The sequence below is a fragment of the Burkholderia territorii genome (assembly GCF_902833055.1).
Taxonomy (GTDB): domain Bacteria; phylum Pseudomonadota; class Gammaproteobacteria; order Burkholderiales; family Burkholderiaceae; genus Burkholderia; species Burkholderia territorii.
Map to the genome: position 1 here is coordinate 15,026 of NZ_CADFEJ010000011.1, position 16,570 is coordinate 31,595.

General features: G+C 66.8%; 10 protein-coding genes. 6 read left to right on the forward strand and 4 right to left on the reverse strand.

The window, feature by feature from the left end; genetic code table 11:
• Positions 1-8 precede the first annotated feature (8 nt).
• Positions 9-1,541 (reverse strand): multicopper oxidase family protein, encoded by a 1,533-nt coding sequence (locus HW466_RS19095; protein WP_230944435.1) that lies wholly within the window; start codon positions 1,539-1,541, stop codon positions 9-11.
• 85 nt (positions 1,542-1,626) lie between these two features.
• Positions 1,627-3,195 carry a multicopper oxidase domain-containing protein gene (locus tag HW466_RS19100; RefSeq protein ID WP_151004827.1) on the reverse strand — a complete coding sequence of 523 codons (1,569 nt, stop codon included), beginning with the start codon at positions 3,193-3,195 and terminating at the stop codon, positions 1,627-1,629.
• A 754-nt stretch (positions 3,196-3,949) separates the two neighbouring features.
• Here HW466_RS19100 and HW466_RS19105 point away from each other — a divergent pair.
• The 5 genes from HW466_RS19105 to HW466_RS19125 all read left to right on the forward strand — a co-directional run bounded on the left by HW466_RS19105 (position 3,950) and on the right by HW466_RS19125 (position 13,372).
• A complete protein-coding gene (locus HW466_RS19105; RefSeq protein WP_059451645.1) occupies positions 3,950-4,774 on the forward strand; it encodes an IclR family transcriptional regulator in 825 nt (274 codons plus the stop codon).
• Between the two features lie 251 nt (positions 4,775-5,025).
• Positions 5,026-6,402 carry an MdtA/MuxA family multidrug efflux RND transporter periplasmic adaptor subunit gene (locus tag HW466_RS19110; RefSeq protein WP_174905847.1) on the forward strand — a complete coding sequence of 459 codons (1,377 nt, stop codon included), beginning with the start codon at positions 5,026-5,028 and terminating at the stop codon, positions 6,400-6,402.
• 15 nt (positions 6,403-6,417) lie between these two features.
• A complete protein-coding gene (locus HW466_RS19115) occupies positions 6,418-9,537 on the forward strand; it encodes an MdtB/MuxB family multidrug efflux RND transporter permease subunit (RefSeq protein ID WP_059451643.1) in 3,120 nt (1,039 codons plus the stop codon).
• A gap of 3 nt (positions 9,538-9,540) precedes the next feature.
• Positions 9,541-12,849 (forward strand): efflux RND transporter permease subunit, encoded by a 3,309-nt coding sequence (locus HW466_RS19120; protein ID WP_059794290.1) that lies wholly within the window; start codon positions 9,541-9,543, stop codon positions 12,847-12,849.
• 139 nt (positions 12,850-12,988) lie between these two features.
• On the forward strand, positions 12,989-13,372 hold the full coding sequence (locus HW466_RS19125; protein WP_060347126.1) for a VOC family protein: 384 nt from the start codon (positions 12,989-12,991) through the stop codon (positions 13,370-13,372).
• Between the two features lie 92 nt (positions 13,373-13,464).
• On the opposite strand, the gene HW466_RS19130 is transcribed toward HW466_RS19125, so the two are convergent.
• Positions 13,465-14,937 carry an NYN domain-containing protein gene (locus tag HW466_RS19130; RefSeq protein ID WP_174905848.1) on the reverse strand — a complete coding sequence of 491 codons (1,473 nt, stop codon included), beginning with the start codon at positions 14,935-14,937 and terminating at the stop codon, positions 13,465-13,467.
• A gap of 253 nt (positions 14,938-15,190) precedes the next feature.
• On the opposite strand from HW466_RS19130, the gene HW466_RS19135 reads away from it, so the two are divergent.
• Entirely contained in the window at positions 15,191-15,820 is a 630-nt protein-coding gene (locus HW466_RS19135) for an NAD(P)H-binding protein (RefSeq protein WP_059451635.1), read from the forward strand.
• A gap of 98 nt (positions 15,821-15,918) precedes the next feature.
• On the opposite strand, the gene HW466_RS19140 is transcribed toward HW466_RS19135, so the two are convergent.
• Complete coding sequence (locus HW466_RS19140) at positions 15,919-16,470, reverse strand: peroxiredoxin (RefSeq protein ID WP_059502800.1); 552 nt, start codon at positions 16,468-16,470, stop codon at positions 15,919-15,921.
• Positions 16,471-16,570 lie beyond the last annotated feature (100 nt).

Below are 16,570 nucleotides of genomic sequence, written 5' to 3' on the forward strand. Positions count from 1 at the left end.
CCCCGCCTCTAGTTGCCTTCGTTGATCACGAAGACTTGTGGATCGACGAGCATCATCATCATCATTCCGCCGGGGAAGATGTTGTTCGTGGTGATCTCGCGTTCATTGTGCGAATGCCACATGAATGCAAAGCCCGCTTCGCTTCCCGGCGGATTCGCGATCGTGCCGCTCGGCGGCGTTGTGCCGGTCGGCGAAGTCGCGCGAATCGTCGCATCCGGGCCGAGATAGGGGCTGCCGCCATACCACGCACCGTTCGTCAGGATGTGCGAGTCGGGCAGCGTGACCGGTCCGCCGCTGCCGACGTTTCCGAACGGATGCGCTTCGAGCGCCTTGTTGTGGTCCGCGCACCATTCGTAATAGTTCGGCGCCTTCGGGTCGGCGGTGTAGTAGCCGTTCGCATCGGGAATGCAGACGCTGCCGTCGCCAGGCTTGTGCCCGTAGATGTCCCAGTTGAGTCCCTTGCCGGTCCAGTAGAAGATGCCGTCCAGGGTTTCGCCGGGCGTCGTGGTCGTGGTGAACAGCAACGGGCCCGCGACCTTGGTCGCGTCCGACTTGGAAAGCAGCAGGTTCCCGTCGCGTGCGAGCACGCGAACGTGATTGCCGTGCTCGTGGAACGGATGCTGCCAGCGGCCCGTGCCGATGATTCGCAACAGCACCAGCTCGCCGGGGTGCATGTGCGGATTGCCGTTGTAGGGCTGATGCGGATACTGCATCGCATAGTTCGGATCCATGTCGTCGGGCATCGAGCGGCCGTTGATCATGAAGTACGCGGGGTGATAAGGCTCCGTCTCGACGGTCATGCAGCCCGTCGGCAACGCGCACGTCTTCGCGGCCTCCTGCTCGGCCTGCGCATGGATGCGCGGGTCCATTTCGGAGAACTGAAAGAGATACTCGCGGTCGTAGCACGCCGAGCCATGGTTGTACGCCGCCGCCGCGTTGCGGTAGTCCGGCTGGCCGTCGGGCAGCGTCGCGGCGACGGCGCGGCACCCTGCCGGCACGGCAAGCACGCCCGGCGCCGACGTCGGCAACACGATGATCGCGCCGTAGAGGCCCATCTCGATCTGAAGGTCGCCCCGTGTGCCGCTGTAGTAGGCATGCGTGCCGGGTGTGGCCGCGACGAAACTGTAGGTGACCGTGTTGCCATGCGTCGCCTCGCGCGTGAGCAGTCCGGGCACGCCGGTGAGCGCGGCCGGACACGAGCCGTCGGGATTGAGCGCCGCCGCGCACACCTGGAATCCCTGAAACAGGATCGACGTGTTGCCCGCCGCTGCGGGCAGGTTGTTCGTGAGCGTCACCGTGATCACGTCGCCCTGCCGCACGATCAATGTCGGGCCGGGAATCTGCATGCTGGGGCAACTCGCGCCCGTGATGCCCGCCGGCGAGAATCCCGCCGGTGCCGTGCGGCAGCCGTAGCCCCACGAATAGACGCTCGATCCGTCGGGCTGACTGATCCGGCTCGCTTCCGCGCTCAGGTCGAAATGCGTGCCGGTGATGCCCGGCGCGGCGGCCAGAACCGGCCCGCAGAGCAATACGGCAAGCATTGCGACGGCGAGACGTACGAGCAATCCGGCACCCGTACGCATTGCGGTCCGGATGTCATGAGTGAAGTGGCCCACGATATTTCTCCTAGATGCAGGACTTCGTAGCCGGGTCGAGCGCGGCGGGACAGATGCGGACCTCCGTCATCAGTCCCCCGAAGTTCTCGGCGTCGTTCGACAGGTGATCGAGATTCGGCGTGTAGAGGTAGTAGACCGACCCGGGCGCGTACATCGTCGTGTCGCTCGCATCCAGAATCACGTCGATGGATTCGCCGCCGCCGAGCGTGATCGAATTCGTGTAGTAAGTCATGTCGTTGCCGGCCATGTCGCGCAACAGCCGTGCGTTGACGCCGATCACATGCATCCTCACGCCCAGCGACGCGAGCGTCTGGAATTCGGTGACGTCGAGATCGGAAATCCTGAGCAACGCCCTGCCCCCGGCCGGGATGTTGATGATGGTCGGCAGCGGTTGCGAAACGTGCGCCGTGCCGTCGGCCACCGGCGTCTGCATCGGCCCAGGGGTCACCGTGTCCGGATAGCTGCGCCCGTTGAGCATGAAGTACTTGTCCTTCATGTCGGTGAACGGTTCCGGATTGAACGTCATCCCCACGAAATGGAAGTTCGGATCGAAGCCGTGTATCTGCACCGGATACTCGACGTCGTACGCGGTCGACCCGTCGCCGTCGTTGTATGCGTAGAGCGTCGGCTTGCCGCTCTTGTCGTTGGCGTGCAGCACGCCGTTCGAAGGCGGCAGGGGCGTCGAGCACAGAATGTCGTTGCCGCACCGGGTGCGAAGATCGCCTTGCTGCGCCACCAGCGCGGCGTATAGCGACTTGCCGAACGGCACCCGGTTCTGGCGCGGCCGCACGAAGACCTGGCCGACCATCCCCATCTGGAGGTGCTCCGGCGGCGTGATGTGGCAGTGCCAGAAGTAGGTGCCCGCATCGGGCGCGAGATAGTAATAGGTGAAGCTGGCACCGATGTTGATCGCCACCGACGCATCCGGCACGCCGTCATAGAACGACGACGCATTCGGATAACCGTGGAAGTGCACCGTGTGCTGCTCGAACAAGTCGGGGCGCATGATCATGCCGACGTTCGTGAGCGTCAGGAAGAACTCGTCGTCCTCGTCGATCGCCATCTCGGGCGCCGGCATGTTGCCGTTCATCACGCCGATATCCATGATCGCCCGCGGATCAACATGGCCGGTCAACTGGCCAGGCGGCGACGATTCCGGGTCGGGCACGAGGCCGACCGCTCCGTTGTAGGTCGGATCCGTTCTCGGATCGCCGACCGTGTTGAACACCGCCGCGAACTCCGTACCGGCGCGGCCGGCCTGGATGTCGGCAATGCCGGACAACGGGCCGAAGGCAAACAGATACGTCTGCGTGCCGTCGGCCATGGTGGCGTACCCGTCGCCGCCGGAGATCTGTTGACACTTGATGGCGCCGTTGACGATACCGGTCGGCACGGAAGTCTGGCCGGTGAAGGACGGTCCGGTGTAGGCGGGTTCCACGCTGCCGGCCGGCAGCGCCGTCGGATGGGACGGCGTGGTGAACGGACATTGAACGCGAAACGTTTGTGCAAACGATGGAACGGCGCACATCAGGAGCAACAGTGCCGCCGCACTGCTGCAACACGCGCGGGTACTGAACATATGACCTCCATCCAAGGGGTCCGCCAGCGACACGCGCTGGCCGTCATGCTCTGCTGCAGACGCGAGCCGCGAAGCTTTCACGGCCCGTACCGGCATTCTGCAGACACGCAGGACGGGCCGGGATGGGTCACCCTCCTACTTTTGCATAGGGGGTCCCCGGCGAATGGCACGCATCGTTTTCCGTATGACCGGCGCGCATTCGCGCTGAATGACGGGCGTGCGGCAGCCGCACGGCGATGGCGCGCGAAGCGGATCGAAACGACGGAATCGCCGGCTGGCGCCGAACGACGCAGCGGGGCTGCAAGGGGCGGGATAACGGGTGACGCGGTAGACTTCGCAGTGGCGCAACGACGGCGTTGGCGCCGGGGTGGCGGGCTCGCCGGCCCGCGAAGGAAAGGCAACGGGCAAAAAAAAGCGCCACGGAGACCGTGGCGCTAAAAAAGTTCTAGCCATTCCGAGGGCCGTGCTAGAACCTGAGAGACTGCGCGAAACACCGTCGCCGGTTAAACTCCTGAAACGATGTTTCGAAAACGTGAGACATTCTTTCCGTTTCCGCCCGACAAGTCAAGCGGTATTTGCACCGGTCTGTTCACTTTCCGGCGATGCTCATTTGAATACTTTCCTAATAAACCAAGGGTGAACCCGTAAAATCTCATCCGATGAACGATTCACCCATGGAACATGCATCTTTTGACAATCATCCTACAATACCAACAAAATTGAAATCGAGTTTCGGAAATAGAGAGAATCCCTCGTGTCGACACCTGTAACGCCTCCCGCGCCCCGAGATCGCGAATCGTCGCCGGACGAGATCACCGCGCTCGCGCGCGGCCTCGCCGTGCTGCGGCGCATCGCGGCCGCCGACGCCCCGGTCAGCAACCGCGAGCTCACCGAATTGACGGGCATCCCGAAGCCGACCGTGTCGCGCATCACGGCAACGCTCGTGAGCGCCGGTTTCCTGTTCCAGTTGCCGGACAGCGAGCGCTTCGTGCTGACCGCATCGGTGCTGGAGCTGAGCCACGGCTTCCTGCGCAACTTCGACATCCGCGCGCGCTCGCGGCCGTTCATGATCGAACTCGCCGAGCGCACGTCGCTGTCGGTGCACCTCGCGGTGCGCGATCGCCTCGACATGGTCGCGATCGACGTGATCCGGCCGCGCTCGGCCGTGCTCGTCACGCGCCTGGAGATCGGCTCGCGGATGGACATCGCGCGCACCGCGGTCGGCCGCGCGTATCTCGCGGCACTGGAGGACGACGAGCGCCGCGCGCTGCTCGACGCGCTGCGCGCGACGGCCGGCGACGACTGGCCGCACATATCGGCACGCCTGACCCCGGGCGTCGAGGACGCGATGCGCGCCGGCCATGCAATCGCGATCGGCGAATGGCGCGAAGGGCTGAACGCGGTCGCCGCCGGTTTCGTCGGCCCGTCCGGCCAGCGCTATTCGGTGAACTGCGGCGGCGCATCCAGTCAGTGCCCGCCCGAATGGCTGCAGGAACACGTCGTGCCCGCGCTGCACGAATGCATCGCCAAAATCACCCGCGAGATCGGCGGCGCACCGGCCCGGCGCAGTGGCGCGTAATCGATTCGTCATCGTGCTGTCGCGTTCTGTAACGACCGTAACCCGTTGAAAGATAGGCCACTGGACTGTAACGGGGACGGGACGTAGGATCATGCCCATCGTCGCGCCGCATTCGCGGCGCGCACCGCTCTTTTCAATTCCCGCGCGGATCGCCAGGGCCCGGACCGAGCCGGCGCACCGGCACCGCATGCCCACGCGCCGCCCCAGGGCCCGACTCCCGGCCCGCCGCGCCGTCTTCCTGACAGAACACGATGGACAACCAACAAAAGCCCACGCCCCCTTCGAAGGATCCCGCCTCCCCTGCCGCGCGCCGCCCGCGCCGCGCGCTGGCGATCGGGACGCTCGCGGTCGTCGTCATCGGCGGCCTGCTGTGGTGGCACCCGTGGAACCGCACGCCGGCCGACGCGTCCGCCAAGGGCGGCGCGGCCTCCGGCGCGAGTGCCGCCGGCGGCCATCGCGGCCGCGGCGGCCCCGCCGCCATGGCGAACGTTCCGCAACCCGTCTCGGTCGCGACCGCGACGCAGGGCGAGATGCCGATCGTGCTGTCCGCGCTCGGCACCGTGACGCCGCTCGCAAACGTGACGGTCAAGACCCAGTTGTCGGGTTATCTGCAGTCGGTCGCATTCCAGGAAGGCCAGATCGTCAAGAAAGGCGACCTGCTCGCGCAGATCGACCCGCGCCCGTACCAGGTCGCGCTCGAGAATGCCGAAGGCACGCATGCGCGCGATTCCGCGCTGCTCGCGACGGCCCGCCTCGACCTGAAGCGCTATCAGACCCTGCTGTCGCAGGATTCGATCGCGTCGCAGACGGTCGACACCCAGGCGTCGCTCGTCAAGCAATACGAAGGGACGGTCAAGACCGACCAGGCGGCGATCGACTCCGCGAAACTGAACCTCGCGTACGCGCGCATCACGGCGCCGGTGTCGGGCCGCGTCGGCCTGCGTCAGGTCGACCCCGGCAACTACGTGACGCCGGGCGACACGAACGGCATCGTCGTGATCACGCAACTGCAGCCGATGAGCGTGATCTTCACGACCTCGGAGGACAACCTGCCGCAAATCCTCAAGCAGGTGAACGCGGGCCGGAAACTGTCGGTCACCGCGTACAACCGCAACAACACGGTGCCGCTCGAGACGGGTTCGCTCGAAACGCTCGACAACCAGATCGACACGAGCACCGGCACCGTCAAGCTGCGCGCGACCTTCGACAACAAGGAAGGCCTGCTGTTTCCGAATCAGTTCGTGAACACGCGGCTGCTGGTCGACGTGATGCGCAATGCGACGATCGTGCCGACCGCCGCCGTGCTGACGGGCTCGATCGGCCAGTTCGTATACATCGTGAAACCCGACAACACGGTGACGGTGCGCAAGGTCACGACCGGCCCGGTCGACGGCGAGCGCACGAGCATCGTCAGCGGCGTCGCGATCGGCGAGCGCGTGGTCACCGACGGCTCCGACCGGTTGCGCGAAGGCGCGAAGATCACCATCCCGGCCGACAAGCCGAAAGGCGCATCCGGTGCGCATGGCGCCGGCGCGGCGTCCGGCGCACCGGGTGCATCGGGCACTGCCGCCCACCGCGGCGGTCACAAGCACGGCGCGTCGCAGGCAGCGGCCCCCGCGGCCCAGTAACGCGCGGGCCGCTCGATGAATCCATCCCGCCTCTTCATTCTCCGTCCGGTCGGCACCGCCCTCCTGATGGCGGCGATCATGCTGGCCGGCCTCGTCGCGCTGCGCTTCCTGCCGCTCGCCGCGCTGCCCGAAGTCGACTACCCGACGATCCAGGTCCAGACCTTCTATCCGGGCGCGAGCCCGGAGGTGATGACGTCGTCGGTCACCGCGCCGCTCGAGCGGCAGTTTGGCCAGATGCCGTCGCTCAACCAGATGTCGTCGCAAAGCTCGGCCGGCGCGTCGGTGATCACGCTGCAGTTCTCGCTCGACCTGCCGCTCGACGTCGCCGAACAGGAAGTGCAGGCCGCGATCAACGCGGCCGGCAACCTGTTGCCGTCCGATCTGCCGGCCCCGCCGATCTATGCGAAGGTCAACCCGGCCGACGCGCCGGTGCTGACGCTCGCCATCACGTCGAAGACCTTGCCGCTCACGCAGGTGCAGGACCTGACCGACACGCGCCTCGCGATGAAGATCTCGCAGATCGCCGGTGTCGGCCTCGTCAGCCTGTCGGGCGGCAACCGGCCGGCCGTGCGGATCCAGGCAAACCCGACCGCGCTCGCGAAATACGGAATGAACCTCGACGATCTGCGCACGACGATCTCGAACCTGAACGTGAACACGCCGAAGGGCAATTTCGACGGCCCGACGCGCGCGTACACGATCAACGCGAACGACCAGCTCACCAGCGCGGACCAATACAACGACGCGGTCGTCGCGTACAAGAGCGGCCGTCCGGTGATGCTGACCGACGTCGCGAAGGTCGTCGCCGGCTCGGAGAACACCAAGCTCGGCGCGTGGGTGAACTCGGAGCCCGCGATCATCCTGAACGTGCAGCGCCAGCCGGGCGCGAACGTGATCGCGACCGTCGACGCGATCAAGGCGCAGTTGCCGAAGTTGCAGGAAACGCTGCCCGCCGCGCTCGACGTGCAGATCGTCACCGATCGCACGACGATGATCCGCGCGGCCGTGCGCGACGTGCAGTTCGAGCTGCTGCTCGCGGTCGCGCTGGTCGTGCTGGTGATGTACCTGTTCCTCGCGAACGTCTACGCGACGATCATCCCGAGCCTGTCGGTGCCGCTGTCGCTGATCGGCACGCTCGCGGTGATGTACATGGCCGGTTTTTCGCTGAACAACCTGTCGTTGATGGCGCTCACCATCGCGACCGGCTTCGTCGTCGACGATGCGATCGTGATGATCGAGAACATCGCGCGCTACGTCGAGGAAGGCGATTCCGGTCTCGAGGCGGCGTTGAAGGGCTCGCGGCAGATCGGCTTCACGATCATCTCGCTGACGGTGTCGCTGATCGCGGTGCTGATTCCGCTGCTGTTCATGGGCGACGTGGTCGGCCGGCTGTTCCACGAATTCGCGATCACGCTCGCGGTGACGATCGTGATCTCGGCGATCGTGTCGCTCACGCTCGTGCCGATGATGTGCGCGAAGCTGCTGCGCCATTCGCCGCCGCCCGAAAGCCACCGCTTCGAGGCGCGCGTGCACCGCGCGATCGACTGGGTGATCGCGCGCTACGCGGTCGCGCTCGAATGGGTGCTGAACCGCCAGCGCTCAACGCTCGTCGTCGCGCTGCTGACGCTCGCGCTCACCGCCCTGCTCTACGTATTCGTGCCGAAAGGCTTCTTCCCCGCGCAGGATACCGGCGTGATCCAGGCGATCACGCAGGCGCCGCAGTCGATTTCGTACGGCGCGATGGCCGAACGCCAGCAGGCGCTCGCGGCCGAGATCCTGAAGGATCCGAACGTCGAGAGCCTCACGTCGTTCATCGGCGTCGACGGCAGCAACATCACGCTGAACAGCGGCCGGATGCTGATCAACCTGAAGGCACGCGACGAGCGCTCCGAGTCGGCCGCGCAGATCATCCGCGACCTGCAGCAGCGCGTCGCGAACGTGACCGGCATCACGCTGTTCATGCAGTCGGTGCAGGACCTGACGATCGACTCGACCGTGAGCCCGACGCAGTATCAGTTCATGCTGACGAGCCCGAACCCCGACGAGTTCGCGACCTGGGTGCCGAAGCTCGTCACGCGGCTGCAGAAGGAGCCGTCGCTCGCCGACGTCGCGACCGACCTGCAGAGCAACGGCCAGTCGGTCTACATCGAGATCGACCGCGCGAGCGCCGCGCGCTTCGGCATCACGCCCGCGACCGTCGACAATGCGCTGTACGACGCGTTCGGCCAGCGCATCGTGTCGACCATCTTCACGCAGTCGAACCAGTACCGCGTGATTCTCGAGTCGGAGCCGAAGGAGCAGCATTACGCCGAATCGCTGAACGACATCTACCTGCCGTCGGCGGGCGGCGGCCAGGTGCCGCTGTCGTCGATCGCGTCGTTCCACGAGCGGCCGTCGCCGCTGCTGGTCGCGCATCTGTCGCAGTTCCCGTCGACGACGGTCTCGTTCAACCTCGCACCGGGCGCGTCGCTCGGCGAGGCCGTGAAGGCGATCGCCGCCGCCGAGAAGGACATCGGCCTGCCCGGCTCGTTCCAGACGCGCTTCCAGGGCGCGGCGCTCGCGTTCCAGGCGTCGCTGTCGAACCAGCTGTTCCTGATCCTCGCGGCGGTCGTCACGATGTACATCGTGCTCGGCGTGCTGTACGAGAGCTACATCCATCCGATCACGATCCTGTCGACGCTGCCGTCGGCCGGCGTCGGCGCGCTGCTCGCGCTGATGATCACCGGGCACGACCTCGACATCATCGGGATCATCGGGATCGTGCTGCTGATCGGCATCGTGAAGAAGAACGCGATCATGATGATCGACTTCGCGCTCGAGGCCGAGCGCGTCGAAGGCAAGCCGCCGCGCGAGGCGATCTATCAGGCGTGCCTGCTGCGCTTCCGGCCGATCCTGATGACGACGCTCGCCGCGCTGCTCGGCGCGGTGCCGCTGATCGTCGGCGCGGGCGCGGGCTCCGAGCTGCGCCAGCCGCTCGGGATCGCGATTGCGGGCGGGCTGATCGTGTCGCAGGTGCTCACGCTGTTTACGACGCCGGTGATCTATCTCGGCTTCGACAGCCTCGCGCGCCGCGTACGCGGCTGGTTCGAGCGGCACGGCCCCGGCCGCGACGCAGGCAAGCAAACGGGCGCGTAAGCGATGAACCTGTCGCGCCCCTTCATCACCCGCCCCGTCGCGACGACGCTGCTCGCGCTCGGTGTCGCGCTCGCCGGCCTGTTCGCGTTCATCAAGCTGCCGGTGTCGCCGCTGCCGCAGGTCGACTTCCCGACCATTTCGGTGCAGGCGTCGCTGCCCGGCGCGAGCCCCGAGACGGTCGCGACCAGCGTGACGAGCCCGCTCGAGCGGCACCTCGGCTCGATCGCCGACGTCAGCGAAATGACGTCGACCAGCACCGTCGGCAACGCGCGGATCATCCTGCAGTTCGGGCTGAACCGCGACATCGACGGCGCCGCGCGCGACGTGCAGGCCGCAATCAATGCGGCGCGCGCCGACCTGCCCGCGTCGCTCAAGAGCAACCCGACGTACCGCAAGGTCAACCCGGCCGATTCGCCGATCATGGTCGTGTCGCTCACGTCGGAAACGTCATCGCCCGCGAAGCTGTACGACGCCGCGTCGACGGTGCTGCAGCAGTCGCTGTCGCAGATCGACGGCGTCGGCCAGGTCTCGGTGAGCGGCTCCGCGAACCCGGCCGTGCGTGTCGAGCTCGAGCCTCATGCGCTGTTCCACTACGGGATCGGCCTCGAGGACGTGCGCGCCGCGCTCGCGTCCGCGAACGCGAACAGCCCGAAGGGCGCGATCGAATTCGGCCCGAAGCGCTACCAGCTCTACACGAACGACCAGGCCTCGCAGGCGTCGCAGTACAGCGACCTGGTCGTCGCGTACCGCAACGGCGCGGCCGTGCGGCTGTCCGACCTGTCCGAGGTCGTCGACGGCGTCGAGGACCTCCGCAACCTGGGCCTGTCGAACGGCAAGCGCGCGGTGCTCGTGATCCTCTACCGCTCGCCCGGCGCGAACATCATCGAGACGATCGACCGCGTGCGCGCGGCGCTGCCGCAGCTCACCGCGTCGCTGCCGGCCGACATCACGGTGACGCCGGTGCTCGATCGTTCGACGACGATCCGCGCGTCGCTGAAGGACACCGAGCACACGCTGCTGATCGCGGTGAGCCTGGTCGTGATGGTCGTGTTCCTGTTCCTGCGCAACTGGCGCGCGACGCTGATCCCGAGCGTCGCCGTGCCGATCTCGATCGTCGGCACGTTCGGCGCGATGTACCTGCTCGGCTTCTCGATCGACAACCTGTCGCTGATGGCGCTGATCGTCGCGACCGGCTTCGTCGTCGACGATGCGATCGTCGTGCTCGAGAACATCACGCGCCACATCGAGAACGGCAAGCCGCGGCTGCAGGCCGCCTTCGACGGTGCGCGCGAGGTCGGCTTCACCGTGCTGTCGATGAGCATTTCGCTCGTCGCGGTGTTCCTGCCGATCCTGCTGATGGGCGGCATCGTCGGGCGCCTGTTCCGCGAATTCGCACTGACGCTGTCGCTCGCGATCGGCGTGTCGCTGGCCGTTTCGCTGACGGTCACGCCGATGATGTGCGCGCGGCTGCTGCGCGAGCCGCACGAGGTGCGCGAGGAAGGCCGCCTCGGCCGGTTCCTCGAGCGCTTCTTCACGCGGATGCAGCGCGGCTACGAGCGCACGCTGTCGTGGGCGCTGCGCCGCCCGCTGCTGGTCCTGCTGATCCTGTTCGCGACGATCGGCCTGAACGTCTATCTGTATATCGTCGTGCCGAAGGGCTTCTTCCCGCAGCAGGACACCGGGTTGATGATCGGCGGCATCCAGGCCGACCAGTCGACGTCGTTCCAGGCGATGAAGCTGAAGTTCTCCGAAATGATGCGGATCGTGCAGTCGAATCCGAACGTGAAGAGCGTAGCCGGCTTCACCGGCGGCACGCAGACCAACTCGGGCTTCATGTTCGTCACGCTGAAGGACCGCACCGAGCGCAAGCTGTCGGCCGACCAGGTGATCCAGCAACTGCGCAAGCCGCTGTCGGACGTCGCGGGTGCGCGCACGTTCCTGCAGGCCGCGCAGGACATTCGCGTCGGCGGCCGGCAGAGCAGCGCGCAGTATCAGTTCACGCTGCTCGGCGATTCGAGCGCCGAGCTGTACAAGTGGGGGCCGCTGTTGACCGAGGCGCTGCAAAAGCGCGCCGAGCTGACCGACGTGAACTCCGACCAGCAGCAAGGCGGCCTCGAGGCGATGGTCACGATCGATCGCGCGACCGCCGCGCGGCTCGGCATCAAGCCGGCGCAGATCGACAACACGCTGTACGACGCGTTCGGCCAGCGCCAGGTCTCGACGATCTACAACCCGCTGAACCAGTATCACGTGGTGATGGAGGTCGCGCCGAAATACTGGCAGAGCCCCGAGATGCTGAACCAGGTATGGATCAGCACGTCGGGCGGCAGCGCGAACGGCTCGCAGACGACCAACGCCGCGGCCGGCACCTTCGTCGCGACCTCGGCCGGCACGTCGAGCGCCGGCACGGCCGCCACCAGCGCTGCGGCGATCGCGTCCGATTCCGCGCGCAACCAGGCGCTGAACTCGATCGCGTCGAGCGGCAAGTCGAGCGCGTCGTCGGGCGCGGCGGTGTCGACGTCGAAGTCGACGATGATCCCGCTGTCCGCGATCGCGACCTTCGGCCCGAGCACGACGCCGCTGTCGGTCAACCACCAGGGGTTGTTCGTCGCGACGACGATCTCGTTCAACCTGCCGCCGGGCGTGTCGCTGTCGCAGGCGACCCAGGTGATCTACCAGACGATGGCGCAGATCGGCGTGCCGCCGACGATCGTCGGCAGCTTCCAGGGCACCGCGCAGGCGTTCCAGCAGTCGCTGAACAACCAGCCGATCCTGATCCTCGCGGCGCTGCTGGCCGTCTACATCGTGCTCGGGATCCTGTACGAGAGCTACATCCATCCGATCACGATCCTGTCGACACTGCCGTCGGCGGGCGTCGGCGCGCTGCTCGCGCTGCTGCTGTTCAAGACCGAGTTCAGCATCATTGCGCTGATCGGCGTGATCCTGCTGATCGGTATCGTGAAGAAGAACGCGATCATGATGGTCGACTTCGCGATCGACCAGACGCGCAACGGCAACAAGTCGTCGCTCGATGCGATCCACGAGGCGTGCCTGCTGCGCTTCCGGCCGATCATGATGACGACGATGGCGGCACTGCTCGGCGCGCTGCCGCTCGCGTTCGGCAACGGCGACGGCGCCGAGCTGCGTGCGCCGCTCGGGATCGCGATCGCCGGCGGCCTGATCATGTCGCAGGTGCTGACGCTCTATACGACACCGGTCGTCTATCTGTACATGGACCGGTTGCGCGTGTGGGGCGAGAAGCGCCGCAACCGTCGCGGGAATTCGGGCGGGCCGGCGGTGGCGGGCGAATAAGCGAATCAGCGGGTAAACCAATCAGCGGATAACGGCACGCGGCCGCATCGGGCGGCCGCGTCGCCGAGGCTTGCGCGCCCGCCGCGATCGGCTATCGTGTGTCCATGCCCACCCTCGCGCCGATCTCCGGGGACCCGCCATGAACGTCCAGTTGAACCACACGATCGTCTGGTGCCGCGACAAGCACGCGTCGAGCCGCTTCCTCACCGAGCTGCTGGAGTTGCCGGCGCCGACGCCGTTCGGCGCGATGCTGGTCGTGCAGCTCGACAACGGCGTGTCGCTCGATTTTTATGAAAAAGAGGGAGAGATCACGGCCCAGCACTACGCTTTCCTGACCGACGAGGCCGGCTTCGATCGCGTGTTCGCACGCATTCGTGCACGCGGGCTGCCGCACTGGGCCGACCCTGCGAAGCGGCAGCCCGGCGACATCTACCGCCACAACGGCGGGCGCGGCGTGTATTTCGAGGATCCGGACGGTCACTTCCTCGAAGTGATGACACAGCCTTACGTGCTGAACGGATAACGGAGCGCGTCGGCCGGCATTGCGCCGACCCACGTGGCGACATGGGCGGCGCCCTGGGTCGGACACCGCCCTGCCGTGACGCGGTGACGCCGTTACTCGGCGGCAGCGGCCGTCTTGCGCGGGCGGCGCGCGCGGGTCGCCGTCTTGCGGGCCGGTTTCTTCGGCTTGGCACCGGTTGCCGCTTCGACAGCCGCTTCACCGGCCGATTCCGCGACCGATGCTGCTTCGTGCGACGGCTGCGCGGCAGCGGTCGCGCCACCGTGCTCGCCGGCCGTCGGCGCGTGTTGCGCCGCGACGTGCTGGTCCTCAGCGTGTTCCGCGTCACGATCGCGCGCTTCGGCATGCTTGGCACCGTCGTGCCCGGCGTCGTCCGGCTTCGCTGCCGCGTGACGGCCGGCGGCCTTCGCGTCGCCCCCCTTCTTCGCACCGGCCTTCTTCGCCGCGCTCTTGCGCGCGCGCTTGCGGCCGTCCTTCGCGTCGCCGTGCGTCGCGTCGCCGTGCGTCTCGGCTGCTTCGTTCGCGTCGGCCGTCGCTGCCGGCACGGGCGCCGCGTCGTTCACGACGTCGACGATGTCCGCCTCGTCGGCCTCGATCTGCACACTCTCTTGAACGGCCGCTTCCCTACGCTGCCCGCGATGCCGCGACTCGCGCCCGGCAGCGGCACTTTCCCCATGGCGCCCGCCGTGACCTTGCTGCGCGCCGCCCGCTTCACGCACCGCCACCACCGGCTCGGCCACAACGGCGGACTGGCGCGGCCGCGACACGAACGCGCCCGACTTGTCGTCGCGGCCCACTTCGAGCAGGCCGCGCGCCTGCGCTTCGTCGAGCAGGTTGCCGAACGCACGGAAACCGTAATACGACTCGTTGAAGTCCGGTTTGCGCCGCTTGATCGCGCTCTTGAGCACCGACGCCCAGATCTTGCCGACGTCGTCGCGCTCCGATGCCAGCGCATCGAACGTCTCGACCGCGAGCGCAATCGCCTCGCTCCGGCGCACTTCCAGTTCCGGCTTGCGCGACGGCTCGTCGGCGCGCTTCGCGCCGCCGTTGCCCGTGCGCTGCTGTTCGCGCTTGGCCAGCGCGCGCTGCTGCTCGCGTACGAGGTCGTCGTAGAAAATGAACTCGTCGCAGTTCGCGACCAGCAGGTCCGACGTCGACTTCTTCACGCCGACCCCGATCACCTTCTTCGCGTTCTCGCGCAGCTTCGACACGAGCGGCGAGAAATCCGAGTCGCCGCTGATGATCACGAACGTATCGACGTGCGATTTGGTGTAGCAGAGGTCGAGCGCGTCCACGACGAGCCGGATGTCGGCCGAATTCTTGCCCGACTGGCGCACGTGCGGAATCTCGATCAGTTCGAAGCTGGCCTCGTGCATCGACGCCTTGAAGCCCTTGTAGCGCTCCCAGTCGCAATACGCCTTCTTCACGACGATGCTGCCTTTCAGCAGCAGCCGCTCCAGCACGGGCTTGATGTCGAATTTCTCGTACTTCGCGTCGCGCACGCCGAGCGCGACGTTCTCGAAGTCGCAGAACACGGCCATGCTGACGTTGTCCAGGGGTAATGCCATGTGTACTCCAACCGGTTGGTCGCCGCGTTGTATTGCTTGGCGGCGAAAAATGCATCGCGCACATGATAGCCGGTCGGCGGGTCGATTCCGCCATCCATGCGCGCGAGCGCGCGGAAAACGGGCGCCGCGCCGGCCGTCACGGAGCGGTACCGCCCCAATTACCCGCGCGCCGCCTCCCCAAATCGACATACACTTGAGTATCGGTCGTCCGTCCCTATCTGGAAGGATGACGCATCGCGCAAGGAGCGGTTTCATGACGACGAAGGTATTGCTGATTGGCGCCACCGGCCGGACGGGCCGGGCCTGCGCGGATCTGCTGCTCGAGCAGCCGGAATTCGAGGTGACTGCGCTGGTGCGCCGGCACGGCTATGCGCTGCCGGGCGCGAAGGTCGTCGAGGCCGATCTGGCGGGCGATTTCTCGCACGCGTTCCAGGGCATCACGCACGTGATCTATGCGGCCGGCTCGGCGGAATCGGAAGGTGCCGCCGAGGAAGAGCAGATCGACCGCGACGCGGTCGCGCGCGCGGCCGAGCATGCGCTCGCGTACAACGTGCAGAAGCTGGTCGTGATCAGTTCGCTGAGCGCGTACTCGCCGGAGCGCAGCGGCGACGCGCTGCGCCATTATTCACAGATGAAGCGCGAGGGCGACGAGCGCGTGATCGCGTCGGGCATCGACTACGTGATCCTGCGCCCCGGCCCGCTCGCGGACGGCCCGGGCGTCGGCAAGATCGCGCTGACCGAGGAACTGCTCGATCCGGCGCCCCCGGTGTCGCGCCAGGATGTCGCCTGGGCCGCGATCGAGGCGATCAAGCTCGGCATTTCGCGCAAGGTCATCGGTTTCGTCGGCGGCAGCGTGCCGATCGAACAGGCATTGCGCGCGTAACGCGCGCCCGGGCCGTGCCATGGCCCGGGCCGGCGCGATTCATCATCATGCCGGCGGCCCGCCGCGGGCCGCCCGACTGCACGCTTGCTGCCGGCGGCCTACTGCTTCGGATGCGCGTCGGCCCACGCCTTCACCGCGCCGAGCGTGTTCTCGACATGCTTGTCGGGCGACAGGCTCGTGTATTCGTACAGCACCTTCCCTTCCGGCGAAATCACGTAGGACACGCGATTCGCGCGATCGAGCGCGGGCAGCTTCGCGTCGTATTCGCGGATGATCTTCGCGTCCGGGTCGGCCGCGACCGGGAACTTGCTGCGGCACTCGCTCACCGAGAACTTCGTCAGCGTGTCGATGTTGTCCGCGGATACGCCGATCACCGTCGCGCCGTAAGCCTTGTAACGATCGACCGCATCCGCGAACGCATGCGCCTCGATCGTGCAACCCTTCGTGAACGCCGCCGGGTAGAAGTACAGCACGACCGGCCCGTGCTTCAGCGCATCGGCCAGCGAGTACGTGTAAGTCTTGCCGCCCAGCGACGCCTGCGTCGTGAAGTCGGGCGCCGTGGCGCCCGGCTTCAGCTGCGCGTGCGCCACCAGCGCATGACCGGCCACCAGCAGCGCCGCCGCGGCGCCCACCAACAGTTTTCGCTTCATCTGCGTCCTCATTTCTTATAAAGTCAGCCTCGATGTAGGCCACACCGGCGTTCGCCTGCCGAACACCGGTGTGTACGATCCGGTCAGGCGGCAGCGCCAG

Bases quoted from the DNA above. Each gene is read 5' to 3' on its own strand.
- HW466_RS19095 (WP_230944435.1), bottom strand. From the start codon at position 1,541: ATGCTTGCCGTATTGCTCTGCGGGCCGGTTCTGGCCGCCGCGCCGGGC.
- HW466_RS19100 (WP_151004827.1), bottom strand. From the start codon at position 3,195: ATGTTCAGTACCCGCGCGTGTTGCAGCAGTGCGGCGGCACTGTTGCTC.
- HW466_RS19110 (WP_174905847.1), top strand. From the start codon at position 5,026: ATGGACAACCAACAAAAGCCCACGCCCCCTTCGAAGGATCCCGCCTCC.
- HW466_RS19115 (WP_059451643.1), top strand. From the start codon at position 6,418: ATGAATCCATCCCGCCTCTTCATTCTCCGTCCGGTCGGCACCGCCCTC.
- HW466_RS19120 (WP_059794290.1), top strand. From the start codon at position 9,541: ATGAACCTGTCGCGCCCCTTCATCACCCGCCCCGTCGCGACGACGCTG.
- HW466_RS19125 (WP_060347126.1), top strand. From the start codon at position 12,989: ATGAACGTCCAGTTGAACCACACGATCGTCTGGTGCCGCGACAAGCAC.
- HW466_RS19130 (WP_174905848.1), bottom strand. From the start codon at position 14,937: ATGGCATTACCCCTGGACAACGTCAGCATGGCCGTGTTCTGCGACTTC.
- HW466_RS19135 (WP_059451635.1), top strand. From the start codon at position 15,191: ATGACGACGAAGGTATTGCTGATTGGCGCCACCGGCCGGACGGGCCGG.
- HW466_RS19140 (WP_059502800.1), bottom strand. From the start codon at position 16,470: ATGAAGCGAAAACTGTTGGTGGGCGCCGCGGCGGCGCTGCTGGTGGCC.